Genomic DNA, 24,390 nt, shown 5'->3' on the forward strand with positions numbered 1-24,390 from the left:
AAGCATGTTGGCTTTTCAATACTTTTATTTAGTAATTACATCATGGTAAGTGTAGCACCACAGTATAAAAAACCTGAATCTGTCTTAGTGGTTATTTTTAGCCGTTTTGATAAAAAGGTACTTATGCTGCAAAGGAAAGATGACTCCACCTTTTGGCAATCTGTTACAGGTAGCTTAGAAGAGGGGGAGTTACCTTTAGAAACTGCAATAAGGGAAGTTTATGAAGAGACTGGCATTCTCATTGATGGTCAAAAAATATCATTAATTGATTGTAAACATTCAGTTGTTTTTGAACTGTTTGAAAACATGAAAAAACGTTATGCGCCAGGAGTGACACACAATTTAGAGCATTGGTTTTTATTACCTTTAGACAAAGTACCAGAGATAAAAATATCTGAGCACCTCGCTTTTTGTTGGTTAGATCTTGAAGAAGCAATTTTAAAAACCAAATCACCAAATAATGCTGAAGCAATAAATATATTCGTTCGCAACTTTTGATTTTTTAACTAGATTAGAAATTTTTTAAGTCTTAGCAAATTAATCGTGGTTTGATGCTAAGTTTATTTAGTTAAATCTGCTTAAACTGATATCAAGTCAAGTCAAGTCAAGTTAATTATTACTCTTAAGTGCTATATACTTTGTTAGCATTAGAAAGAGACTTAGCAGACTTAGTCAACTTGAATATATAAATTAAAACCTATAAATTACCAATGTAATTTTTTCTTTGTTTACAAATATAATATCTGCATGTTTTAAAGGAGATTTAATATGGCAGGACATAGTAAATGGGCAAATACTAAACATCGCAAAGCGGCCCAAGACGCAAAGCGTGGAAAAATTTTCACTAAAATCATTAGAGAATTAGTCACAGCTGCCAAATTAGGTGGGGGTGATCCAGGCTCAAATCCAAGACTAAGAGCTGCTATAGATAAAGCATTGTCAAATAATATGACAAGAGATACCCTAAATAGAGCTATTGCCAGAGGCGTCGGTGGTGATGATGATGCGGATATGGAGTCTATTGTCTATGAAGGTTATGGCCCTGGTGGTACCGCTGTAATGGTTGAGTGCTTGAGTGATAATAGAAAAAGAACAGTATCAGAAGTTAGACATGCATTTACTAAAACTGGTGGTAATTTAGGTACTGATGGTTCAGTTAGCTATTTGTTTACTAAGCGTGGTGTCATTTCTTATGCTCCTGGGATCAGTGAAGATGACATAATGGAAGTGGCTATTGAAGCTGGTGCAGATGATGTTGAAGTATTCGATGATGGTGCTATTGATGTGTACACAACACCGGAGAGTTTTGGTGCAGTCAAGGATGCTTTGGATGCAAGAGGCTTTCAAGCCGATAATGCTGAAGTTGCACTGATCCCATCGACTAAAGCCGAATTAGATGCAGAAACAGCGCCTAAACTACTCAAACTTATTGATATGCTTGAAGATTGTGATGACGTCCAGGAAGTCTATCACAACGGCGACATCTCGGATGAAATAGCTGCGTTGTTATAATTATACTCAGCTATTGCCTTCAAAGAAAAAGCCAGCGACAGCTGGCTTTTTTATCCCTAAACACCAATGTGTAAGTTATTATTCAATAAGTGATAAATTTAGTAAAGTTCACCGTATTTAATTGTTATGGATAATATATTAAGTAATATAGGAAAAGGGCAGGCGGGTGAATTTTTATACCCTATTGAATTAATGCTTAAATGGGTTTTTATTGATTAAGTAATTCATCATAAATGAATCACAAACCCAATATATAACATCTTTATCTTGGTATTTAATCTCCTACATTGCAAGCCATCAACAACAATGAATAATAAGGTGGTAAATGGATAGCGAGCACTACTAGAAATCACAGGAATGTAGAATCAATTTTCATTGTCAATTAGGTGAGAAATGAGATCTGCTTACGAAGGGATAATGCAGCAGAAACATCTTTTATAAACAAACTCACTGTAAGCTTATTGAAAAATGGAAAACTGAAAAACTGAAAAACTTAAAAGCTGTTAAAGCAAGTATGGACAACAAAAAAGTATCCACTTATGCTTAATGAATAATTATTAAAACTTTTAAATCCAAGCAATTTTACTGATTAAAACTCACCCGTTTGTCCTTCATGGGTAGCGTAAAAGCTTGTTTTCTTAATTTACTTGATGATACGATGCACTTGCTTTTACCATAAGAGTAGTTATTAGCAAGAATAAGAATTATAATTTTACAGTTCTGCCTTCTTTTTGATACTTCTTCCTTTAACAAAAGAAATTTAATTCAAATGACGGTGATATATATTGTATATTTCTGCATTCCTCAGTATACAAAAAATGCTTTGCGACTAGGAACGACTTTTAAAAGGTAATTATTTTTTCTATGGCGATTATATTAGGTATCGATCCTGGTTCAAGAATAACTGGGTATGGTGTTCTTTTACACAAGGGTAATGCATTTAGTTATCTTGGAAGCGGTTGTATAAAGACAGATGTAGATGATATGCCCTCAAGATTAAAAATAATATTTGCTGGGGTAACACAAATCATAGAACAGTTTTCTCCTGATTGTATGGCGATTGAAAAAATTTTCATGGCTAAAAATCCTGATTCTGCGTTTAAACTAGGTCAAGCTAGGGGCGTAGCTATGGTAGCAGGGGTAAACAAGGAATTACCAATTTATGAATATGCTGCAAGACAAGTAAAACAAACCGTTGTTGGCACAGGTGCAGCCGATAAACAGCAAATTCAAATGATGGTAAAATACCTATTAAAATTAGAAAAAAGCCCTCAAGCTGATGCAGCAGATGCCTTAGCTATTGCAATTACCCATTGTCATCTAGGTGTTAATATGCTGAGAGTAAAGCAGGGGGCTTTGAGTATGAAAAAAGGAAGACTAAGGTAGAAGTTATCGACTACCCAATGCCGTATTTCTTAAAAGCATTGGATAGGTGTAAAAAAAGTTTAAAAAAGCAGTCTAGTACTCAAACATGGCAGAAATAGACTCTTCGTTGCTGATACGACGAATCGCTTCAGCGAGCATCGCTGAAATGCTCAGAGTTCTCACTTTACCTAAAGACTTGATATTCTCAGATAGAGGAATAGTATCACAAACAATCACTTCATCAATGACTGAATTTTTAATGTTATTGTAGGCATTACCAGAAAAAACAGGGTGAGTTGCATATGCAAATACACGCTTAGCTCCGCGACCTTTAAGTGCTTCAGCCGCTTTACATAAAGTACCTGCTGTATCAATCATGTCATCGACTAAAATACAATCCCTATCCTTTACGTCACCAATTAAGTTCATTACTTCAGAAACATTCGCTTGAGGGCGACGCTTATCAATAATAGCCATGTCGGTATCATTAAGTAGTTTAGCGATTGCTCGAGCTCTTACTACACCACCTATATCAGGAGAAACAACAACTGGATTATCTAGTGTTTGCTTCTTCATATCTTCTAATATGATTGGGCTGCCGAACACATTATCTACAGGGACATCAAAAAAACCTTGAATTTGCTCAGCGTGTAAATCCATAGTTAGGATTCTATCTACACCAACACTCGATAAAAAATCAGCTACTACTTTAGCTGTAATAGGTACACGAGCTGAGCGCACGCGTCTATCTTGTCTTGCATAGCCAAAATAAGGAATAACAGCAGTGATGCGTCCAGCAGAAGCACGACGTAGAGCATCAATCATAACCACTAATTCCATTAAATTGTCATTAGTAGGAGCACACGTTGATTGAATAATAAAAATATCTCCACCGCGAACATTTTCATTAATTTGGACGCTGACTTCACCATCACTAAAGCGACCTACAGAGGCATCACCAAGACTTGAATATAAACGTTTAGCTACACGTTGGGCAAGATCGGGAACTGCATTACCGGCAAAAATCTTCATATCAGACACATAAACCTCAGGCTTGTTAAGGGATTGTGTTTAATTAATAAAATTAAACGTTAAAAAAATACTTTTGCTTAAAATTAAGTGAATAGTTTAACTGTTTACGTCAATCAAATACAGCACAAATTAATACATTCATAGAAAATTGGTAAAATTGCTTAATTACTGAAATTCATAACTACTTTTAATGAGATTTTTCCTCACATTCGCACCAGTTTTTGAGTTTAGTTGTTTTTCCTATACCTGGATTAAAACAGTTGGTAGGATCACTTGTTTTATAAAAATTAACCAAATCCTCATTTGCATTATAGATATGCCCCACATTATGTTCAGCCGGATATTGTGCTTCTCTTGCATCGAGTAGTTTTAGCATCTCATTTTTTATTGTTTCTATATTTTCACCTTTTTTTACAATATAATCTTGATGGAAGACATAGCATAAAAAGTGCCCGTAATAGAGTTTATTTATCAGTTTTTTCTCAATAGAAGAAGGTAATTTCTCAAGCCACTCACTTTCATTGCGTCTAAGAGCAATATCTAAGGCCAAAACACCTTCTGATTTATCGTCATGAACAGCATGGTATCTTATAGCAGCACCTGCTGCCGCGAAACGGTGTAAAAAGGCTTTTTTAGCTTCATCATCATTGCATTCAAAGAAAGCACCTTGTGAACCTGCTTGATTAAAAAATTCATCTAAAAGGGATTGAACTTCTTTAATCGTTTCTCCTGCCACTTTAAGCATTAAGTGATGTTCGTACCTATCACGAAATTCGTTCATTCGAGAAGGAAGTTGATTTTTAAAAAAACGGCTAGCAAATTGAATCAATTTGTCACTGAGGTTATTAGGCAAAATATTTTTTATAATAGGCATGCCAAGCCATGTATCGATTTGTCCCTTAATAGCAAAAAATCTTGGCATTTTATCAGTGCCAAATTTATTGATCATCATAAAAGTGTCTTTGCCATATTTTTCTGAAATATCATACATATCTCTATGCATATATTCACCAGCAATAGGCAATTGCTTTGTTTTAGTAAGCAAGTCCCTGCGTAATTGTGTTAGTACTTGCTCATCATTTGTTCCAATGTAAAAAACTTTTTGTTCGGGTTCTTGTTCAAAGGTGTCCAAGCGAACAGCAAAAACTGCTATTTTACCTGCAGAACCTGACGCCTCATAAAGTCTGCGTTTGTCTGCATTGTATCGTGAAGGTGTATTTGCATCTACATCTCTGATTCGCTCTATATATTCATTATCAGATGCAATTTTTTCTGTAGCAGGCAGATTATCTTTTAAAAAATTTCCTGCTTGGAGATTGGTTAAAATTTCTTCAGGAGTTTCACCTAAATCAATCCCTAAATGATTAACTAATTCTAATTTACCGTCGGTATTTACTTTTGCAAATAAGGAGAGTTCTGTATAAGCAGGGCCTCTTTGAACAAGCGCACCTCCTGAGTTATTACAGATTCCACCAATGACTGAAGCACCGATACATGAAGAACCTATTACTGAATGAGGTTCTCTTCTCAAGGGCTTTAAGGCTTTTTCGAGTTGATATAGCGTAGTACCAGGAAGACTTACTATTTGTTCTCCTTTGTTTAACAAAAAGAGATCATCAATTTTTAATGTACTTATGATCACAACGTCCCTGTCATAGTCGTCACCGCTCGGTGTAGAGCCTTCGGTAAGCCCTGTTTTGGCTGCTTGCATAATGACTATTTTATCGTGTTTCACACATATTTTGAGCATATTCCAAAGTTCAAGAAGATCAGTTGGGATCAAAACGGCTATAGCTTTACCACCGCCAGAACGAAAACCTTTTGAATAACGGTCTATTTTGGCAGGTTTTGTTAGTATTTTTGAAGCCCCTATATTTTCTCTTATTTCATTAATAAATTGTTCAGTTGTCAAAGAATGTTTTGTATCCATACGTCCTCTCATTGTTAGTTTCAAAGATGAATAAATTCCTAATTTTACCCTCATTAATAACAGCCTAACCTATATCAGTTTAAGTATGAAATTTTTTGCTCAATTGTATTTAGAAAATAAAATAAATCATAAGAACTAGTAAAATATCATACCAACTTGTACTGTCCAATTGGCAGGTCGTCAATTGTATAGCAACCAACTTGATATCGAATAAGACGTAAGGTTGGAAAACCTATATGTGCAGTCATGCGTCTTACTTGTCTATTACGTCCCTCATATAAAGAAATTTTAAGCCAGCACGTGGGTATAAGTTTCCTTTCTCTAATAGGTGGTACTCTTTGCCATAACCAGCTAGGGGCTTGTACTTGCTCAATTTTTGCAGGTAAAGTGATCCCATCTTTTAGCATCAGACCTTGTTCAAATTGATTTAATGCGGCTTTATCAGGTATTCCCTCGACTTGAGCGTAATAGATTTTATGCGTTTTATTTTTGGGGTTACTCAGTTTGGCTTGTAATTGTCCGTTATTAGTTAATACAAGTAAACCTTCACTATCACGGTCTAACCTACCACAGGGATAGACGTGTGGGACAGAAATGAAGTGGCTTAAGTTAGAGCGGCCTAATTCGTCGGTAAATTGGGTTAAAACATCATAAGGCTTATTAAACAAGAGAATTTTAGATTCACGCTCTTTGACTTCATGCGGAATTTTCTTCTTAACATGTGATTTTAGTATGTATTTATGGCGCGAATGATTATTAGCTAAATTCATAAACTATAAATTCTTAGATAATGTTTTACGATGTGTGTGTACTGACATGATGATACCAAATCCTGCCATTAAAACAACCAAGGAAGATCCTCCGTAACTAATTAAGGGGAGGGGAACTCCTACAACAGGTAAAATACCACTTACCATGCCTATATTAACGAAGATATAAATAAAGAAAATTAAGGTCAAACCACCAGCTAAAACACGGGCAAACATTGTCTGTGCTTTTGCAGCAATAATAAAACCTCTAAGGAGCAAAAGAAAATAAATAAATAGTAAAATACAGACACCAATTAAACCAAATTCTTCAGCAAGAACTGAAAAAATAAAATCAGTATGTCTTTCTGGTAAAAATTCAAGCTGTGATTGTGTGCCTAAGCCCAGGCCTTTTCCAGACAAACCGCCTGAACCGATCGCGGCTTTTGATTGAATAATATGATAACCTGCGCCTTGAGGATCTGTTTCTGGATGAATAAAAGTTAAAACACGTTGTTTTTGATAATCTAAAAGGAAAAACTCCCAAAGTAAAGGAATTGAAATTGCTACGATGATAATCGCTGAAATAATTAAAATCCAGCTTAACCCTCCAAGAAAAAGAACAAAAAAACCGGATAAGGCAACTAAAATTGAGGTACCTAAATCAGGTTCAATTGCGATTAAAATCGTTGGGATCATGATGATTATTATTGTAAAAAAAGTTTCTTTGTAGGTCGGAGGGGTAGAACCTCTATTTATGAAACGAGCAACCATAAGAGGTACAGTGATTTTGGCTATTTCTGAGGGTTGAAATCGTACAAAACCTAAATCTAACCATCGTTGTGCACCTTTACTTGTATCCCCAAAAAGATCTACAAGCAACAGTAAAAATACAGTGACACAATATAGAAAAACAGCACTTTTTTCATATAAGCGAGGGGGAACTTGTGCAAAGCAAAAAAGGACAATCAACGCGACAAGCATTTGAATCAATCGCTTATTGATCATAGCGATATCTTGTCCACTCGCACTCCAAAGAATAATCAGACCGTAACTTAAAAGCATGAAAATGATAAGTAGAAATACCAAATCTATGTGCAGTTTCGTTAAAAATGAAGCATTGCTTTTTGAATGGGTCATAGTCGTTACTTTTACTTAGAGGTTAACAGTTAAATAGATTATGAAATTCATAACCTATGAGTTCAACTTTATGATGCTATTTTTTATTAATATATATTAATTAAATAAAATGATTGCTTTATTGTTAGAATTCTCATGAGCAGGACATTTGTGCTATCAGTATTTAATTTACTTGAGATTCTATTTCTTTAAGGCGTTGTTCTTCTGCTGCTTTTTCTTTTTCAATACGCAATTTTTCTTCTAAAACCCTTAATTTTTCCGCTTCTCTAATGGCTTCTTTTCTGTACTCAATCAAAGATTCGGGGATATATTTTTCCCCTAAAAGATGATAGTCCATGATACTTCGCATCATTTCACCATTTAATGACCCTTTACCTGCATTTTCAAGAACAATAACGACTGATATTTTAGGATCATCATAGGGGCCAAAGCCTATCATCATGCGATGATCTCTTAATCTTTTCGCTTTATCTTTATTTAAATCCACTTCATACGAATGCACCTGCGCAGTCCCAGTTTTTAAAGCGACTTGATATTGGGCGTCTGAAAAATAATTTTTTGCGGTACCATTACTTGCATGAGCCACGCCATACATTGATTTTTTAATTAACTCCCAATAGCTTTTATCAATATTTTCTAGTTCAGATTTTTCAACCTGCAGATAATTATGTTTCTCATTATGTTGTTGACTACGCAGAAAAAGGTGTGGAGTTTTAACGGCACCTTCGTTAATTAATGTGTTCAAAACTTTAGCCATTTGTATAGGCGTAGCACTCCAATAGCCCTGGCCTATACCCACAGGTATTGTATCACCGGTTAGCCACTTAGCGCCTCTATTATTTTCTTTCCATTCACGGCTTGGCATAACCGTAGCTGTGGTTTCGTCTATATCAATACCTGTAGGGCGTCCATATCCAAATTTAACCATCCAGTCATGCATCTTATCGATTCCCATATCATAACTGAGCTGATAGAAAAATGTATCCGCGGACTCTATAATTGATTTTTCAATGTTCAACTGACCATGTCCCCACCGCTTCCAATCTCTATATTTTTTTTCAGAATTCGGTAACTGCCACCAACCCGGATCGTAAATACTGGTTGTGGGTGATATAGTACCTTCTGCTAAAGCGGCAAGACCAATAAATGGCTTCACTGTAGAAGCTGGTGGGTACAATCCTTTTGTTGCCCTGTTAAATAAGGGTCTATTAGGATTGTCGTTTAAGTTTTTATAGTTGGTAACAGAGATACCATCCACAAAAAGGTTAGGATCATAAGATGGACTTGAAAATAATGCTAAAATTTCTCCTGATTTAGGATCACTGACAATGATAGCCCCATTGATATGAGAGAGTAACTCTTGTATGTGCAGTTGTAGTTTTAAATCAATCGTTAAATAAATATCTTGACCAGCTTTAGGGGGTGTTTTACTTAATTGACGAATAACTTTGCCACGATTGTTGACTTCAACTTCCTCTGTTCCTGTAGTGCCATGAAGAATATCTTCGTAGATATTTTCAATGCCGGCACGCCCAATTTGTGATGAGCCTTTATAATTATTAAATTTGTCTTCAGCTTTTAGTCGTTCAACATCTTTTGCTGAAATTTTTGCTACATACCCTAGAATATGCGCAAGAGATTCACCATAGGGGTAGTAACGTCTCTGGTAGTTTTTTATTATGACGGTAGGTTGACTGTAGTCTTTAGAATAAAACTTATGCCTATCATTCGAAAATCGAGCAATTTCATCTTCATCAAGGTTACTTTTAAGAGGAATAAATGAGTACCTAGTGGCAATTTTTCGTTCTTCTTTAAAATTATTAATATCCTCTTCAGTGATGTTGATAAGTTTTTTCAATTCAGTAATCGTAGCTTCTAAATCCTTGATGTTATCAGGTTGAATTTCTAATTGCCAAATATTTTTATGCTTCGCAATAGGCAAACCATTCCTATCATAGATTAGGCCTCTAGTAGGTGCTATATATTGAAGTTTAATACGGTTTTTATCAGTTTCAGTTTTATAAAATTCGTGGTTAGTAATCTGCAAATAATAAAGATTTGAGAGTAATATACCAATAAAAATAATGATAAAAAGAAGACAAACGAGAACACGTCTAAGAAATAATTTAGATTCAGCAGTGTGATTTCGAAAAATCCCGTCATTATTTGTGCTATTTTTATGTTTCATCTTTATTCTCGATGATAAGGATGATTGTTATTTAAACTCCAAGCCCTAAAAATTGTTTCAGCAACAATAATCCTGACCAAAGGATGGGGAAGAGTAAGTGCAGAAAGAGACCAAGATTGCATAGCTGCTTGCTTGCACTCAGCAGACAACCCTTCAGGTCCACCTATTAAAAGGCTAACACCTTTACAATTTGCTTGCCATTGACTTAACTCTGAGGCTAATTGAGGTGTTGTCCATTTTTTGCCAGGAATATCTAGCGTAACAATATGAAAACCCTTCGAAACTGCGTGCAGCATTTTTTCACCTTCGGCTTCTAAAATCCGAGGTATATCAGCATTTTTAGTACGTTTACCAGCTGGAATTTCAATGAGTTCTAATGTGACATCATGAGTTAAACGATTTTGGTAAGTAGTAAAACCTACAGTTATCCAATCTGGCATTTTGGTGCCAACAGCTATCATTTGAATTTTCATCGCGATACGAGCCTTCGAGATTAACCCCAAAGTTTTTCAAGAGCGTATAGGTCTCTAGATTCTTGTTGCATAAGATGTAGTATCGCATCACCAAAATCTAAAATGACCCACTCAGCTGTATCTTTACCAGAGCAACTAAATAACTCAACACCAGCCCCTTTGGCTTTCACTTGAATCAATTCTGCCATAGAAGCGATGTGTCTTGTAGAAGTACCAGTCACAATGATCATGGCATTGGTGATACTTGATTTACCAGTCACATCAAGAGTAGTAACATCTTGGCCTTTTACTTCTTCCACTTCATTGATAATCCAATCAATTAAACTTTCAGTCGTTCTTATTGTATTTAGCATATTCATTTTTTCATTGTACCGGGTTTTTAGTGATTCCTCGTATGAATCACATATTCATAAGTAATATGACACATTATCATCACGTATATTTTAATTTTTTAATCAAATAGTATAACATGATAGGTTAAAATTGAGAACGTATATCCACAATTAAACCTAAATTGCTTCTTCGTCTTCTTCGCCTGTGCGAATTCTAATAACGCGCTCAATATCATAAATAAAGATCTTTCCGTCACCAATTTTACCTGTTTGTGCTGTTGACATAATGACATTTATGGCTCGTTCAACAAGATCGTCAGTGACAATGATTTCTAATTTTATTTTAGGCAGAAAGTCTATCATATATTCAGCACCACGATATAACTCAGTATGACCTTTTTGCCTGCCAAATCCTTTAACTTCAGTCACGGTCATGCCGTTAACGCCAATTTCACTAAGTGCTTCTCTGACATCATCTAATTTAAAAGGTTTAATAATAGCTTCTATTTTTTTCATAGTGCTGCTCCTTATGTTGGCTTATCATAGCACAGTGCAAATGCTTATTTATTTACAGGATTAAATCCGTTCGTAATGGGGTAACGCCTTTCCTTAGCAAAACTTCTTTTTGTTAGCTTAGGACCGATTGGTGATTGTGCACGTTTATACTCATTTAGATTAACTAATCGCAAAACACGTTTAATGTCAGAGAGACTAAAACCGAGTGTAATTAAATCCTCTACACCCGCATCGTCTTCTACATATGCTTTTAAAAGGGGATCTAAAACTTCATAAGGGGGGAGATTATCTTGATCTGTTTGATCAGGAGCTAACTCTGCCGAAGGCGGTCTTGTTATAACACGGTTTGGGATTATTTCCTTTTTGAGGTTGAGGTACTCGCTTAAGGCATAAACCCAGGTTTTAGGTAAATCTTTTAGGACATTAAAACCACCAGCCATATCACCATATAAAGTAGAGTAGCCAACAGCCACTTCGCTTTTATTGCTTGTCGTTAGGACTAATTTACGTTCTTTGTTTGATAATGCCATCAAAATCACTCCACGGCATCTAGCTTGAAGGTTCTCTTCGGTCGTATCTTTCTCATTACTACTAAAAAGTGATTTCAGAGGCCCAATAAAACTCTCAAACATGGGTTCAATTGGCACAATATCAAATTGCACCCCTAAATTATCAGCTTCTTCTTTAGCATCAATGATGCTTATTTCAGAAGTATATCTAAACGGCATCATAACCGCCCTACAAGCTTCTGCCCCGAGCGCATTTACAGCTATTGCTAAAGTTAACGCAGAATCAATACCGCCAGATAAGCCTAAAACAATTCCGTCAAAACCATTTTTAGTTACATAATCCTTTGTTGCCAAACTGAGGGCTTGATATAAACTTTCTAGTTCGGTATGTGTAAGACCTCTAAGGAGCTTGTCTGCCTCAGGGGAGGGGGACGCTAGAGGCAATTGTGAAGATAAGATTTTGGAAAATAAATCAATACTTTTCACTTGGCAATGATTCACTTCGAATGCAGGTAAAGAGTGAAGTAAATAGGCGTTGCTGGTTAGCGCAAAAGAGTGTCCATCAAAAATTAACTCATCTTGTCCACCCACTTGATTAACATAAATTAAGGGGATATTGAATTGCTTGATTATATTCTCTACCAAATCATATCTTACATTTTGCTTATTTAAATAATAAGGAGAACCATGAATGGAGATAAGAATTTGTGCACCAGCCTCTGCTGTTTGCTTAATGGTTGCTTTATCCCAAATGTCTTCACAAATGAGTAGGCCTAACTTAATCCCCTTGAATTCATAAATCCCGTTATCAGTGCCTGGAGAGAAATAACGTTTTTCATCAAAAACACCATAATTAGGTAATGAACGTTTATGATACGTGTGCTTGATAATGCCGTTTTCAATGACTAATAAACTATTATATAAGACAAACTCTCCACTTTGGGTGGAGCGAGATTTATTTGCATCTCTAATAGGCACACCCAAAATAGCAACAATATTTAATTCTTTGGTTTTAAGCTGAATTAATTTAATGGCGGACGCTATTTTTTCATGAAAGTCCTTTCTGTATAACAAATCTTGAGGGGAATAGCCACAAATTGCAAGCTCTGAAAAAATGACTATATCAGCGCCTTGCGTTTTATGTAAATCAAGTGCCTCAATTATTTTTGCAGTATTCGCTTCTATGGCTCCAACGTGATAATTTAATTGGGCAATACCAAAACAGATATTTTCTTTATTTGTCATTTATAGGTACCTTATACATAATATTCAGGTGGATTATTTAAAATCTTGTGGATCTAAATCATGTTTAGCAAATAACTTGTAAAGTTCCGTTCTATTTCTATCAGACAGTCTCGCCGCTTGGGTAACATTACCTTTAGTCATGTGTAGAATTTTTTTTAAATAAGTCGCTTCGAATTGATTTTTTGCTTCAGTGAGTGTTGTGAATGAATTACTCTCTTGTTGAAGGGCCTTATCAATAAGGGTGTCATTTATGACGGTAGCATTGGTGATCGCTACACACTGTTCTATGACATTTACGAGTTGGCGGATGTTGCCTGGCCATTTTGCACTGGCTAGTTTTTTTAATGCTTCGGGAGAAAATGATTTAACAGAAGGCTTATTTTTTGCTGCAATTTTTTTTAACAATAAATTAGCCAGTAACGGTACGTCTTCACTTCGTTCATTTAGGGTGGGTAGTTTTAGATTGACCACATTCAAACGATAATATAAATCTTCTCTAAACTCATTTTTTTCCATTGCTTCAATCAGATTTCTGTGAGTTGCTGAAATAATACGTACATCAATATCAATATCACTATTTGCACCAAGTGGTCTGACTTTTCTTTCCTGAATGACTCTTAATAATTTGACTTGTAAAGAAAATGGCATATCGCCAATTTCATCTAAAAAGAGTGTGCCGCCATCAGCTGCTTTAAAAAGCCCGTCTCGGTTAGCAACAGCGCCAGTAAAAGACCCTTTTGTATGCCCAAATAGTTCAGATTCAAGTAATTGTTCAGGCAGTGCGCCACAGTTAATAGCAATAAAAGGTTTGTTTTTGCGATGGCTTGCTTGATGAATAGCTTTGGCAAGAACCTCTTTTCCAGTACCACTAGCACCATTAATTAAAATGGATACCTCAGATAGAGCAACCATTTTTGCTTGCTCTATCACTTGTAGCATTATGGGACTTTTTGTAATAAAATTTTCATCCCACTCATCTCCATTAGCCTTATTTCCAAAAGATTGAGCTAAAGCATTTTCAATTGCTTTATACAACGCATCTTTATCAACAGGTTTAGTCAGAAAACCAAAAACACCTTGCTGTGTCGCAAGAACTGCGTCAGGAATAGAACCATGTGCTGTAAGTATAATAACAGGCAAACCAGAATAGGATTTTTGTACCTCGACAAACAGGTCTAGACCATCCATTTCATCCATCTTAAGATCTGAAATAACCAGATCAATAGACTCTTTATTAAGAATTTTTAACGCCTCTTGTCCACTGAGTGCTGTAGTGATTACAAAACCTTCGCTTTTAAGACGGATACCTAATAACTTTAATAAGTTAGGATCATCATCTACTAATAGGATATGTGCTTGTTTTGTTGTACTCATTTAGATAAATCCTGCTTAATATTTTTTTTCAAATCATGGACATTAATATCTTTTAATGGCATTAATAAATTGTTTTGATAGAGGAAACTAAAAAATAGCTCTCCTTCATTAATTTGCCTTAACTTAGCTTTTTCTGGAGGTTGTGCATATAAACTCGGTGTTTGTTGTGAGAGCAAATAAGGCACTATTGGAGGGGATTTAATTGACTCCAAAGATTGTTTTAAGGGAAAGCCTGAGTGAGCAGCGTCATTATTATTTAGAGACTGATTTGCTGCAATTTTAGCTGCAATTTGTGAATTAGCCTCAGATGAGTCTTTGCTTGTAGTTAAACTTTTATCCTCAACTGGAGCGTCTAATTGTGCTTCTAGCTGGATTTGTCTTCTTTGAGAAAGTTGTCTTTCTATTTCAGCTAAATTAGATAATTTTTTTTCGGCATTAGCTAAAGAATCACTCAAAAGGGTATTCTCTTTCACAATAGCTTCATACTCTTCCATGCTGACCGTCGTTTCAGCCTGTTCCATTACTGCTTTTTTCATTTGCATATATTCAAACATTAAATCTGTAATGGGACTAATTTCTAGTGGAATATGGTGTTCGTTTTTATGTAACAAATTAATAATATGATTTACTTCATCAGGGGTGGGCGAAGCGTAAGAGATTAAGATGGACCAAATAAGTGCATCTGGCATAATAGGGGAGTTAAACTGTTTGGCTAATTTTCTATTTACACTGGAAGTATTACTCTTTGCACATGTAATCAATTTTTGCCAATAGGTAATATTGGTCATTCTATAGAGAGTATCATTGAAAATTTCTTCACAACTCACTGAATAAAAATTTTTCAGCGTATCTGGATACAACAAATTGTTCGCATTGACCTGAGGATAAAGTGTTAAAGCAATCAATAGTGGGAAAATGATTGTTCTACTCTTTAACTTTAAATTTGCTAGTTTATGGGTTTTTCTCACGGTCATATCACTTTCAAGAGTTGTTGTTGTAATAGATAGTCTATTATAGCGTATTTCTAGGAAGTTTTATCAAAAAACATACCTCTGCATACTCTACATCTATAAGGGTTAATTCTCCACTCATTCGGCGGATAGTATTTTGCGCGATACTGAGACCTAAGCCACTGCCTTTAATAGGCCCTGTGCGTTGGCTACTTCCTTGATAAAAAGGCTCGAAAATCATTGTTCTATCTTTTTGAGAGATAGGTTTACCTGAATTAGCGATCTCAATAAAATCATGAAGTTCATCATGGTAACTTTTTACAAATATTTGTCCCTTGGCAGAACTATAATGAACGGCATTAGAGATGAGATTATCAATCACTCTTTTTAAAAGCATTTCATCTGCTTGAATTATTCTTATTGATAACTCTTTAATTACAGTTGTTTGTTTTTGAGTTACAAGAAGTTCATGTGATTGTAAGGTATTATCAATGATTCTTTCAAGTTCAATTTCTGAAAGTTGTATTTCATCGATTAAGGCTAAACGATTATATTCAAGTAATTGTTCGATAAGATTTTGTAATTCTCTTCCACTTTTATCTAGTATAGTAACCACTTCTTTTTGCTCTTGGGAGAGAGCACCCGCTATCTGATCGGCTAGCAATTCAGTTCCTTCTCTAATACTTGCAAGCGGTGTTTTTAGTTCATGTGATACATGTCGTAAAAACTCATGACGTTGTGATTCTAACCAATTAAGCCGTTCATTAAGCCATACAATCCTTTGAGCCAGTACTTGAAGTTCTCTAGGACCATTAAATTTGTTGATGTTAAGTTTTCTTCCTTCTGCAATAAGAGATATCATTTCTCTTATCTGATTGACCGGACGGATGATCATTTGTGTAAAAAGTAGGACAAGAATAAAACTGATGATACAAAGAAGCAGGGCTTGCTGTCCCATACTGTTGCCTTTGTCTGCTATAGCCACTTGTAACTCTTGCCCCTTATCAAAAATGGCCTCTCTTGTAGCTTGTGATAGTTTTGTTTGTGTTAAAGTCAGATCGATCAATAAATTAAAATAGTCTTCACTAGGCAGAGTATCGTTACAGGTTAAATTAGAAAGTTTTTTAAGTATATTACTAAGGGTATTATAGTAAAAGAGTTCAGATAAAACAGGTTTATGAGCCTCTAACATTTGAGCATATTGTTTTTTTTGCTCTTGATGCAAAACTCTAAAGGTTTCATCATTTAAGATGCAATATTGTCTAGCACTTCTTTCTAGTTCCAGAGTGACCGTTGCCATTACTTCACTTCGTCTGGCGTATATTGCGGTGTTACGGTTAATCTCATTGGATTTTTTACTTAATTGATTAAATCCATCATATGCTTGATAAGCGAGCCAAAGTAAGGGGAGTAAAACAAGCAAAAATGCGACCATGACAATTTGGCGCAAGGAATAAAATGCGATCATTTTAAATTTTGTGTTTATACGCATTATTAGCTACCGTGAATAATTGAAAAGAGTTTAAAAGCTTATCAATTATATTGTACATGAAAATGGCTCTTTAAAGCGAATTCATTTGATTATAAATAAGCAAAAAAAGTAACTGGAAAACCAGTTACTAACGATAGGAAATATGAATAATAGAAAATGAAGAAGAACATTAAGAATACACAATTGTCTAGGGGCGATAACTGATTATCAAATTAGACTTGCGTATTTTTTACTACAATTTTGTAATGATGTAACTTGTGCGATTATCAAGACAAATGAAACATAAATAAGACTATGGAGGTGCCTAACTCAACGTTACGTCCAAAATTTGATAATCCAAATGGGTATATCAACAGTAGGACGATAGGCACCATATAGGGCGTCATTTTAAGTGTAAATTCTATTATATAGAATGATACGAAAGCAAATGAGCTATTTGTATTAAAGCAAAAGTCGTGCCAACTTTTATTTGTTTTTTATAATAATTTAAAAGAACATCTTTTGTTTATTTAAGTTTATGTTTTAAAAGGCTTATTTCCTGCTATTCTTATGAGTCTTAGAAATGGTTAATTATGCTTAATTATACAAGGCTTTAAACTCTGAATAAAAAAAGAGGAAATTGACCATAAAAAGAAAAAAATAGTTAAAAATGTTGCTTAAAAACGACAAAAAACAGATGATAAAAATATATGCTTTAAATACAGTAGTTTAAGTGTCGTTAATTTGAGACGCTTATAGTTTACGGTCTAACAAAAAGGAGACACTTTCTATATAAATGAGTAGGATGTTTTTATTATCAATAAGTTGACATTTATAAAAATATCAACTTACAAGCTAAACTGTCTTTAATTGATAATTAAATGTTATTTCCGTTTTGTGTAATGACTTCTTTATACCAATAAAAAGATTTTTTTCTTGAGCGTGCAAATGTTCCTGAGCCATCATCTTGTTTATCGACATAAATAAATCCGTAGCGTTTACTCATCTGTCCCGTTGATGCACTGACTAAATCGATGCAACCCCACATAGTGTAGCCCATTAATTCTACGCCATCTTTAATTGCCTCACTTGCCGCGATAAGATGTTCTTTGAGATACTCTATACGATAATCATCATCTATAGAGCCATCAGCTTTAACAGTATCTTTTGCACCTAGACCATTTTCAACAATAAAGAGGGGGGTTTTATAACGATCATATATTTTGTTTAAAATAATCCTTAGACCTGTTGGATCTATCTCCCATCCCCATTCACTTGCAGTGAGATATGGATTTTCGACACCAGACATCATATTTCCTCCCACTCTAACTTCATCACCAGAGGGATGTTTCTCTGTACAACTGTTGTAATAGCTAAATGCGATATAATCCACTGTATTTGATCTGATTATATCTAAATCGCCAGGAGCTATTTCTAATTCGATATTATTTTCTTTAAAATGACGTTGGCTATAAGAAGGATACTCGCCTCTCACTTGGATATCACTACAGTAGAAATTCCACATCCTTTCTATGTCAAAAGCATATAGGATATCCTTAGGATTACAAGTCAATGGGTAAAAGGGTGCTGCGATAACCATAGAGCCAATTTTTACAGATTTTATCATTTCTCGACCCAATTTAATGGCTAAGCTACTTGCAACAAATTGATGGTGTAACGCTTGAAATATGTCTTTATTTTTAAAATTATCGCCATTAGTCTGAAAACCCAGGCTCATTATAGGCATCATAAATGCACTATTGATTTCGTTAAAGGTCATCCAATATTTAACTTTCTTGCCAAAGTGCTTGAATAGAACTTCACAATAATTTAAGAATAAAGAAATAAGTTTTCTGTCTTTCCATCCACCATAAGTTTTGGCAAGATACAAAGGCATCTCAAAATGAGAGATAGTTACAACGGGTTCAATATTGTGCTTAATTAATTCATCAATAATATTCCCATAAAAATCTAGCCCCTCTTGGTTAGGCGTTAATTCTTCTCCAGTCGGGAAAATGCGCGCCCAAGATATGGAAAAACGGTAGCACTTAAATCCCATCTCAGCAAAAAGCGCTATATCTTGCTTAAAATGTTCATAATGATTAATACCCTCATGATTTGGGTAGGTGTATTTATCTGCTATAATTTCAAGTGGTCTTTCATCTTGCAGCCATTCGAGTCTTATTTTCCCTCCAGGTAGTATGTCAGCGATTGTAAGTCCTTTATTACCTGTTAAATAAGCGCCTTCAATTTGATTCGCTGCAGTAGCACCGCCCCATAAAAAACCTTCAGGAAAACGTTCTGATTCATTAAGTAGTTTTGTGTTAAATAATTGCATATTAAAAATCCTTTTGCTAATTTAATAAATATATAGATAACTTACCTATTAATATTGAAGATAATTTTTATAGAAATATAACTCTTTATTGATAGAACTTATTCACATTGCTCTGAGACAATAAGATTATAGTTTATTTTTATTTTTGGGCCGATAAAATATTACAGTGAGCAAAGCACCAATACCAAAAGCAGTGCATGTACCAATTACAGCAGCATTGAAACTTGCACCTATTCCTTCAGGTGAAATAGTAGATGCGAGGAAAAAAATACCCAGCGCACTGAATGTATAGCCTTTAACACCTAAAAGACCAGCGATGGCTCCTCCGCATGCGCTGGCAATGATCCCCATAACAAAGGGGCTTTTTCTTGGTAGCGTTAAACCATAAATAATGGGTTCAGTAATACCAAAAACACCAGACAGTGTCGCTGAGGCAGTTAATCCTGAGTTGACTTTGTCTTTAGTCATCAACATACGTATGAGTAAACCAAATGCAGCACCAACCTGACCCATTACCGCAATTTGGGTCATAGGATCTAAAAAGCTGGTTTTTACAGTGGCATAGTCGTTAAGAATAATAGGAATAAAACTCCAGTGCAAACCAAAAATAACTAATGGTTGCCAAAGTGCTCCAATAAGCCCACCGCCTAAAACAGGACTGAATGAATAAACAGCTTGATATCCAGAGGCTAATTTAAAACTTAAAAAATTGGCAACAGGACCAATAAGTAAAAAAGTAAGGGGGCCTACTATTAATAATACAAGCATAGGGCCAATAAAATTTTTAATGGCCTGTGGTAATATTTTACTGAATAGGCGTTCTAAGTGCGCACTAACATATGCTGCTAATATGATAGGAAGGACAGAAGAGGCATAGTCAATTAAGGTGAGTTTAAAAAATAGAAATTCTAAATTTGTATCATCAATTACTGAGCCTCTAACTGCTGGGTGGATTAATGCTCCGCCAAGCACCATGCTGATAAATACATTACCACCAAATGTTTTAGCAGCACTATAGCCAAGTAAAACGGGCAAGAAAAAGAACAGGGCATCAGAAACAGCGTTTAAGATGAGATGTGTCCCACTATTTTCTATAAGCACGCCTTTCATCATCAGAATTGCAATTATGCCTTTGAGCAAACCTGATGCACACATGACTCCTAAAACTGGGGCAAATACGCCTGAGATGGTGTCAATAAGACGACTTCCGATTGATTTCTTTTTTGTTTCAACAGAGTCTTCTATAGAAATATGAGGATGGTTTTCGCTGGAGAGTGCAAGCTCTTTAGTCAGTGCAACGTATACTTCTGGTACTTCATTACCAATGACAATTTGAAATTGTCCACTGGCTAAAACTGCCGTTAAGACACCTTTAAGATCTTTAATCGCGTCAATATTCGCTAAATGAGTCTGTTTCAAGTTGAATCTCAGTCGTGTTGCACAATGTACAACCGAATTAATATTGGTGTTACCACCTACAAGCGTAATGATCTCTTTGACCAAGGTTTGATAATCTTTTGCCATAATAAACTCCTTAAAGTTGAGTGATTATTGATTATGATTTTTAAAGATTGATTACACTACAGAGTAGTGTAATCAATTCTCATCTGTAAAAAATGGTGCTTGGGTATGGAGGGATAAGTTAAGTGCCCTGAAACGCGCATGAATTTATGTTTATGTATGTAATGTAATTCAAAATGCAGATTTTTGCATTAATTAACACCCACTCACTGGACATTAGGCTATATTTTAGCCTGCATTTAAAGTACCCCTATCAATTAGAATAGTTATTAAAAATTATTTTAGTAATTTGGGTTTGTCCCCGAAGGTCAAATAAAGAGTTGCTAAAATAATTAACGAGGCCCCAATGAGAAATAGGCCATCTATGCCCCAACCGAAAAAAATATATCCTAGGAGCACATTGATAGGTAACTTGAAATAATCAAAGGGTTGGATATAGGTAGCGTCTGCTGCACTGTATGCTTTTGCTAGAGACCATTGTCCTAGTGCAGTTAATGCCCCTAGTAAAAATAAATACCACAATCCAGTGTTATTAGGCTTAATCCACATAAATGTGGAAAATTGGGTTAAATTATCGGTAATTGCCAGTATAAAATTAAAAGGAAGAGTGAGAATGTATAAATAAAACACAATCGTTAATGCAGAATCTTTACCTGTTATATTTTTAAGCATAACCGTATGGCAAGCCCAAAAAAAAGCTGCTATTAAGGGGAAAAACATCACGTAGCTAAACGAATCAGACCAGGGGTTTAAGATAATCAAAGCACCAATAAATCCGGTAATTAATGCTAAGCTTCTTTTAGTAGAAATGGTTTCTCCTAAATAAAAAACAGCACCTAAACAAACAAATAATGGTGAAATCATTAAAAGTGATAAGCCTTGGCCGATAGGAATAGGAACGGTAAGCGCCTTTATCCAAAAATGTACACCAATTACGGCTAAAATAACCCGCCAAAAATGGCGCCAAAAAAAGTCTGTTTTTACATGTTTGCCGATACCACTTTTTAATAGCCATGGAAGCATAACAATGAGAGCGAAAAAATACTGATATAAAGCGATCCAACTAGCATTAAGAGAAAAAGTAGAGGCCACGTAAGGGGTAAAAGCATTCACACCTGCAAATGCACTTCCTGCCAAAATAATAAAAAAGGCACCTTGATACTGTGAGAGAGGAGAAGTTTTTTTCATTTTATCTTATATGTAAAAAAGGCGGCCTAGGCCGCCTTATAATGAACTTAATAGTAATTATTTAGAAATATGAGAGATTAAATCCAAAACTTTATTTGAATAACCCACTTCATTATCGTACCAAGAGACTAATTTAACGAAGTTATCATTTAATGATATACCTGCTTTAGCATCGAATACAGATGTTAAAATTTCACCATTAAAATCAGTTGAAACAACTTCATCTTCAGTGTAGCCAAGTACCCCTTTCATTTCTCCATCAGCTGCTTTTTTAATTGCTTCACAGATAGCTTTATAGCTAGCGGGTTTTTCTAAACGAACAGTTAAGTCGACAACAGAAACATTAGGTGTAGGTACACGGAATGACATGCCCGTTAATTTACCGTTTAATTCAGGAATAACTTTACCAACCGCTTTAGCTGCCCCTGTTGATGAAGGTATGATGTTTTGTGCTGCACCACGACCACCGCGCCAATCTTTAGCTGATGGACCATCAACTGTTTTTTGAGTTGCTGTCGTAGCATGTACTGTAGTCATTAATCCTTCAACAATACCAAAGTTATCATTAATAACTTTGGCTAAAGGGGCTAAACAGTTTGTGGTACATGACGCATTTGAAACAATATCTTGACCTTTATAGCTGTTTTGATTAACGCCCATAACAAACATTGGTGTATCATCTTTAGATGGACCTGTCATAACCACTTTTTTTGCACCAGCTTCGATGTGTTTACGAGCAGTATCATCTGTTAGGAAAAGGCCAGTTGCTTCAGCAACAACATCAACACCTACTTCATTCCATTTTAAATTGGCAGGATCTCTTTCTGAAGTACAACGAATTTTTTTACCATTGACCACTAAATGGCCATCAACAACTTCAACAGTCCCATCAAAACGACCATGAGTTGAGTCGTACTTAAGCATATAAGCCATGTAGTCAGCATCTAAAAGATCGTTGATAGCAACAATTTCTACATCTTTGCGGGCTTGAGCAGCGCGAAAAACGATACGACCAATACGACCGAAGCCATTAATACCAATTTTAATTGTCATAAAAAATACCTCTTTTTTGTTTGTGGAAATTAAAAAAATCAAAATACTTACTATAAATTACCAAAAGTGTGACGTTCGTCAAGTAAAATCATATTTTTGATTGAGAATTGTCACAATTTAAAGACTCTATGTCTAATTAATAATCAGATGAGTGCATTTATGTAGCAATTTAAACTTCTTCCATAGTTACATCTTTATAAATTTCTTCTTTATTGATGCGTGTGACGAGCAGTTGATCTATTTTATGATTATCGATATCAACAACCTCAAAATTATAGCCTTCGAAAGAAACTACATCGGTCCTTTTAGGGATTTTACGCAATTTATACATCATAAATCCACCAATAGTCTCGTAATTATCGGTATCAGGGAAATCATTAATATTTAACGCCCATTGAACATCTTCAATCGGAGTGACTCCATCAATTAACCAAGAATGATCATCTCGTTTAACTATTTGTTCTTCATCACCTTGAGAAACGAGTCCGCCCATTAAAGTGGTCAATACATCGTTAAGTGTTATAACACCCATAACAATGGCATATTCATTTAATACAACAGCAAAATCTTCTTTAGATGTTTTGAAACTCTCAAGGGCTTCTGAAAGTGTAATAGTATCGGGGAACATGAGAACACTTGTAATTGTAACACCACTATCGAGAGAAATACTTTGATTACTGAGCACTCTATTGAGTAAATCTTTAGAGTCAACATAGCCAATAATATGATCAATGTCATTTTCACAAATAATAAATTTAGAGTGTGGATGAGCGGCGATTTTAGCTCTAATCATTTCATCCGTCTCTGATTTTTCAAAATAGACTACGTCCTCTCTAGGCGTCATTGCAGAGGGTACTGTTCTCTGATCAAGATCGAACACATTTTCAATAAACTTATGTTCTTCTTTGTTAAGAACACCAGCCATTACACCCGCTTCAACAAGTGCATAAATATCTTCGGAAGTTACATCATCATTTCGTGTTGTTGGGATTTTAAAAATTTTGAAGAATAAATTGGCTAGTGCATCAAAAAACCAAACTATAGGAGAAAATATCGTTATACAGAATCTCATAGGCTTAATGATTCTTATTGATATTAATTCTGGAGCTATCATTCCCATTCGTTTAGGGGTTAAATCTGCAAAAAGCACAAATGCACTTGTCACAAGAATAAATGATGAAATAGAACCAAGATTACCAGCGACAGACTCAGAGAAAAAACGTTGGAAAAATAGATCTAGTTTTCTAGCAAAAGAGTCTTCTCCAACTATCCCCCCGAGAATAGCCACAGCATTTAACCCAATTTGTACAACTGTAAAAAATTTACCTGGTTTCTCTTGAAATTTAATTACTAAATCGGCACGAGTATCGCCACTGTCTGAAATCATTTTGAGTTTAGTTTTTCTTGAAGCTGCTAGTGAAATTTCAGAAACTGAAAAAAATGCGCTTATCAAAATGAGTATGAATATAATAAATAAACTGTTTAAAACTTCGTTAACCATATAAAT

20 protein-coding genes are annotated in these 24,390 nt (G+C 35.1%); 3 read left to right on the top strand and 17 right to left on the bottom strand.

The features are described from left to right. Positions 1–42 precede the first annotated feature (42 nt). From nudB to ruvC, 3 genes are all read left to right on the top strand, one after another. On the top strand, positions 43–498 hold the full coding sequence (nudB, locus tag ACFFIT_RS02925; protein ID WP_385876148.1) for a dihydroneopterin triphosphate diphosphatase: 456 nt from the start codon (positions 43–45) through the stop codon (positions 496–498). 270 nt (positions 499–768) lie between these two features. Further along, positions 769–1,512 carry a YebC/PmpR family DNA-binding transcriptional regulator gene (locus tag ACFFIT_RS02930; RefSeq protein ID WP_385876149.1) on the top strand — a complete coding sequence of 248 codons (744 nt, stop codon included), beginning with the start codon at positions 769–771 and terminating at the stop codon, positions 1,510–1,512. An 864-nt stretch (positions 1,513–2,376) separates the two neighbouring features. After that, entirely contained in the window at positions 2,377–2,898 is a 522-nt protein-coding gene (gene ruvC / locus ACFFIT_RS02935; protein WP_385876150.1) for a crossover junction endodeoxyribonuclease RuvC, read from the top strand. 72 nt (positions 2,899–2,970) lie between these two features. Here the strand turns inward: ruvC and ACFFIT_RS02940 are convergent, their stop codons facing one another. The 17 genes from ACFFIT_RS02940 to paeA all read right to left on the bottom strand — a co-directional run bounded on the left by ACFFIT_RS02940 (position 2,971) and on the right by paeA (position 24,384). Continuing rightward, the gene (locus tag ACFFIT_RS02940; protein WP_385876151.1) at positions 2,971–3,918 is read right to left on the bottom strand and encodes a ribose-phosphate pyrophosphokinase; all 948 of its coding nucleotides are present in this window, start codon (positions 3,916–3,918) and stop codon (positions 2,971–2,973) included. A 178-nt stretch (positions 3,919–4,096) separates the two neighbouring features. Next, positions 4,097–5,839, bottom strand: a complete 1,743-nt coding sequence (gene dld, locus ACFFIT_RS02945; protein ID WP_385876152.1) for a D-lactate dehydrogenase — start codon at positions 5,837–5,839, stop codon at positions 4,097–4,099. Between the two features lie 146 nt (positions 5,840–5,985). Next, positions 5,986–6,609 (bottom strand): pseudouridine synthase, encoded by a 624-nt coding sequence (locus ACFFIT_RS02950; protein WP_385876153.1) that lies wholly within the window; start codon positions 6,607–6,609, stop codon positions 5,986–5,988. Between the two features lie 3 nt (positions 6,610–6,612). Beyond that, positions 6,613–7,725, bottom strand: a complete 1,113-nt coding sequence (rodA, locus tag ACFFIT_RS02955) for a rod shape-determining protein RodA (RefSeq protein ID WP_385876154.1) — start codon at positions 7,723–7,725, stop codon at positions 6,613–6,615. A gap of 163 nt (positions 7,726–7,888) precedes the next feature. Next, on the bottom strand, positions 7,889–9,913 hold the full coding sequence (mrdA, locus tag ACFFIT_RS02960; RefSeq protein WP_385876155.1) for a penicillin-binding protein 2: 2,025 nt from the start codon (positions 9,911–9,913) through the stop codon (positions 7,889–7,891). A 2-nt stretch (positions 9,914–9,915) separates the two neighbouring features. Next, a complete protein-coding gene (rlmH, locus tag ACFFIT_RS02965) occupies positions 9,916–10,386 on the bottom strand; it encodes a 23S rRNA (pseudouridine(1915)-N(3))-methyltransferase RlmH (protein WP_385876156.1) in 471 nt (156 codons plus the stop codon). Positions 10,387–10,406: 20 nt separating this feature from the next. Continuing rightward, positions 10,407–10,739 (bottom strand): ribosome silencing factor, encoded by a 333-nt coding sequence (gene rsfS, locus ACFFIT_RS02970; protein WP_385876157.1) that lies wholly within the window; start codon positions 10,737–10,739, stop codon positions 10,407–10,409. 156 nt (positions 10,740–10,895) lie between these two features. After that, entirely contained in the window at positions 10,896–11,234 is a 339-nt protein-coding gene (gene glnB / locus ACFFIT_RS02975; RefSeq protein WP_385876158.1) for a nitrogen regulatory protein P-II, read from the bottom strand. 44 nt (positions 11,235–11,278) lie between these two features. Beyond that, positions 11,279–12,988: an NAD+ synthase gene (locus ACFFIT_RS02980; protein WP_385876159.1), complete on the bottom strand. Its 1,710-nt coding sequence runs from the start codon at positions 12,986–12,988 to the stop codon at positions 11,279–11,281. A 33-nt stretch (positions 12,989–13,021) separates the two neighbouring features. Then, positions 13,022–14,362, bottom strand: a complete 1,341-nt coding sequence (gene glrR / locus ACFFIT_RS02985; RefSeq protein ID WP_385876160.1) for a two-component system response regulator GlrR — start codon at positions 14,360–14,362, stop codon at positions 13,022–13,024. Further along, the gene (locus ACFFIT_RS02990; protein WP_385876161.1) at positions 14,359–15,336 is read right to left on the bottom strand and encodes a hypothetical protein; all 978 of its coding nucleotides are present in this window, start codon (positions 15,334–15,336) and stop codon (positions 14,359–14,361) included. Before ACFFIT_RS02990 ends, glrR begins: the two co-directional genes overlap by 4 nt. 37 nt (positions 15,337–15,373) lie before the next feature. Next, entirely contained in the window at positions 15,374–16,804 is a 1,431-nt protein-coding gene (locus tag ACFFIT_RS02995; protein ID WP_385876162.1) for a sensor histidine kinase, read from the bottom strand. An 856-nt stretch (positions 16,805–17,660) separates the two neighbouring features. Next, positions 17,661–19,121: a glycoside hydrolase family 1 protein gene (locus tag ACFFIT_RS03000; RefSeq protein WP_385876163.1), complete on the bottom strand. Its 1,461-nt coding sequence runs from the start codon at positions 19,119–19,121 to the stop codon at positions 17,661–17,663. Between the two features lie 126 nt (positions 19,122–19,247). After that, a complete protein-coding gene (locus tag ACFFIT_RS03005; RefSeq protein ID WP_385876164.1) occupies positions 19,248–20,645 on the bottom strand; it encodes a PTS transporter subunit EIIC in 1,398 nt (465 codons plus the stop codon). 273 nt (positions 20,646–20,918) lie between these two features. After that, entirely contained in the window at positions 20,919–21,830 is a 912-nt protein-coding gene (locus ACFFIT_RS03010) for a DMT family transporter (RefSeq protein ID WP_385876165.1), read from the bottom strand. A gap of 57 nt (positions 21,831–21,887) precedes the next feature. Further along, positions 21,888–22,883 carry a glyceraldehyde-3-phosphate dehydrogenase gene (gapA, locus tag ACFFIT_RS03015; RefSeq protein ID WP_385876166.1) on the bottom strand — a complete coding sequence of 332 codons (996 nt, stop codon included), beginning with the start codon at positions 22,881–22,883 and terminating at the stop codon, positions 21,888–21,890. Between the two features lie 169 nt (positions 22,884–23,052). Further along, positions 23,053–24,384, bottom strand: coding sequence for a polyamine export protein PaeA (gene paeA / locus ACFFIT_RS03020; RefSeq protein WP_385876167.1), 1,332 nt, complete (start codon positions 24,382–24,384; stop codon positions 23,053–23,055). Positions 24,385–24,390 lie beyond the last annotated feature (6 nt).

The sequence above is a fragment of the Thorsellia kenyensis genome, from assembly GCF_042432445.1.
GTDB lineage: Bacteria > Pseudomonadota > Gammaproteobacteria > Enterobacterales > Thorselliaceae > Thorsellia > Thorsellia kenyensis.

Excerpts from the sequence above, each read along its gene's own strand:
- rodA (WP_385876154.1), bottom strand. The coding sequence starts at position 7,725 with ATGACCCATTCAAAAAGCAATGCTTCATTTTTAACGAAACTGCACATA.
- ACFFIT_RS02990 (WP_385876161.1), bottom strand. The coding sequence starts at position 15,336 with ATGACCGTGAGAAAAACCCATAAACTAGCAAATTTAAAGTTAAAGAGT.
- ruvC (WP_385876150.1), top strand. The coding sequence starts at position 2,377 with ATGGCGATTATATTAGGTATCGATCCTGGTTCAAGAATAACTGGGTAT.
- ACFFIT_RS03000 (WP_385876163.1), bottom strand. The coding sequence starts at position 19,121 with ATGCAATTATTTAACACAAAACTACTTAATGAATCAGAACGTTTTCCT.
- gapA (WP_385876166.1), bottom strand. The coding sequence starts at position 22,883 with ATGACAATTAAAATTGGTATTAATGGCTTCGGTCGTATTGGTCGTATC.
- rlmH (WP_385876156.1), bottom strand. The coding sequence starts at position 10,386 with ATGAAAATTCAAATGATAGCTGTTGGCACCAAAATGCCAGATTGGATA.
- nudB (WP_385876148.1), top strand. The coding sequence starts at position 43 with ATGGTAAGTGTAGCACCACAGTATAAAAAACCTGAATCTGTCTTAGTG.
- ACFFIT_RS02995 (WP_385876162.1), bottom strand. The coding sequence starts at position 16,804 with ATGCGTATAAACACAAAATTTAAAATGATCGCATTTTATTCCTTGCGC.
- glnB (WP_385876158.1), bottom strand. The coding sequence starts at position 11,234 with ATGAAAAAAATAGAAGCTATTATTAAACCTTTTAAATTAGATGATGTC.
- ACFFIT_RS03005 (WP_385876164.1), bottom strand. The coding sequence starts at position 20,645 with ATGGCAAAAGATTATCAAACCTTGGTCAAAGAGATCATTACGCTTGTA.
- paeA (WP_385876167.1), bottom strand. The coding sequence starts at position 24,384 with ATGGTTAACGAAGTTTTAAACAGTTTATTTATTATATTCATACTCATT.
- ACFFIT_RS02980 (WP_385876159.1), bottom strand. The coding sequence starts at position 12,988 with ATGACAAATAAAGAAAATATCTGTTTTGGTATTGCCCAATTAAATTAT.
- ACFFIT_RS02950 (WP_385876153.1), bottom strand. The coding sequence starts at position 6,609 with ATGAATTTAGCTAATAATCATTCGCGCCATAAATACATACTAAAATCA.
- ACFFIT_RS03010 (WP_385876165.1), bottom strand. The coding sequence starts at position 21,830 with ATGAAAAAAACTTCTCCTCTCTCACAGTATCAAGGTGCCTTTTTTATT.
- glrR (WP_385876160.1), bottom strand. The coding sequence starts at position 14,362 with ATGAGTACAACAAAACAAGCACATATCCTATTAGTAGATGATGATCCT.
- ACFFIT_RS02930 (WP_385876149.1), top strand. The coding sequence starts at position 769 with ATGGCAGGACATAGTAAATGGGCAAATACTAAACATCGCAAAGCGGCC.
- mrdA (WP_385876155.1), bottom strand. The coding sequence starts at position 9,913 with ATGAAACATAAAAATAGCACAAATAATGACGGGATTTTTCGAAATCAC.
- rsfS (WP_385876157.1), bottom strand. The coding sequence starts at position 10,739 with ATGCTAAATACAATAAGAACGACTGAAAGTTTAATTGATTGGATTATC.
- dld (WP_385876152.1), bottom strand. The coding sequence starts at position 5,839 with ATGGATACAAAACATTCTTTGACAACTGAACAATTTATTAATGAAATA.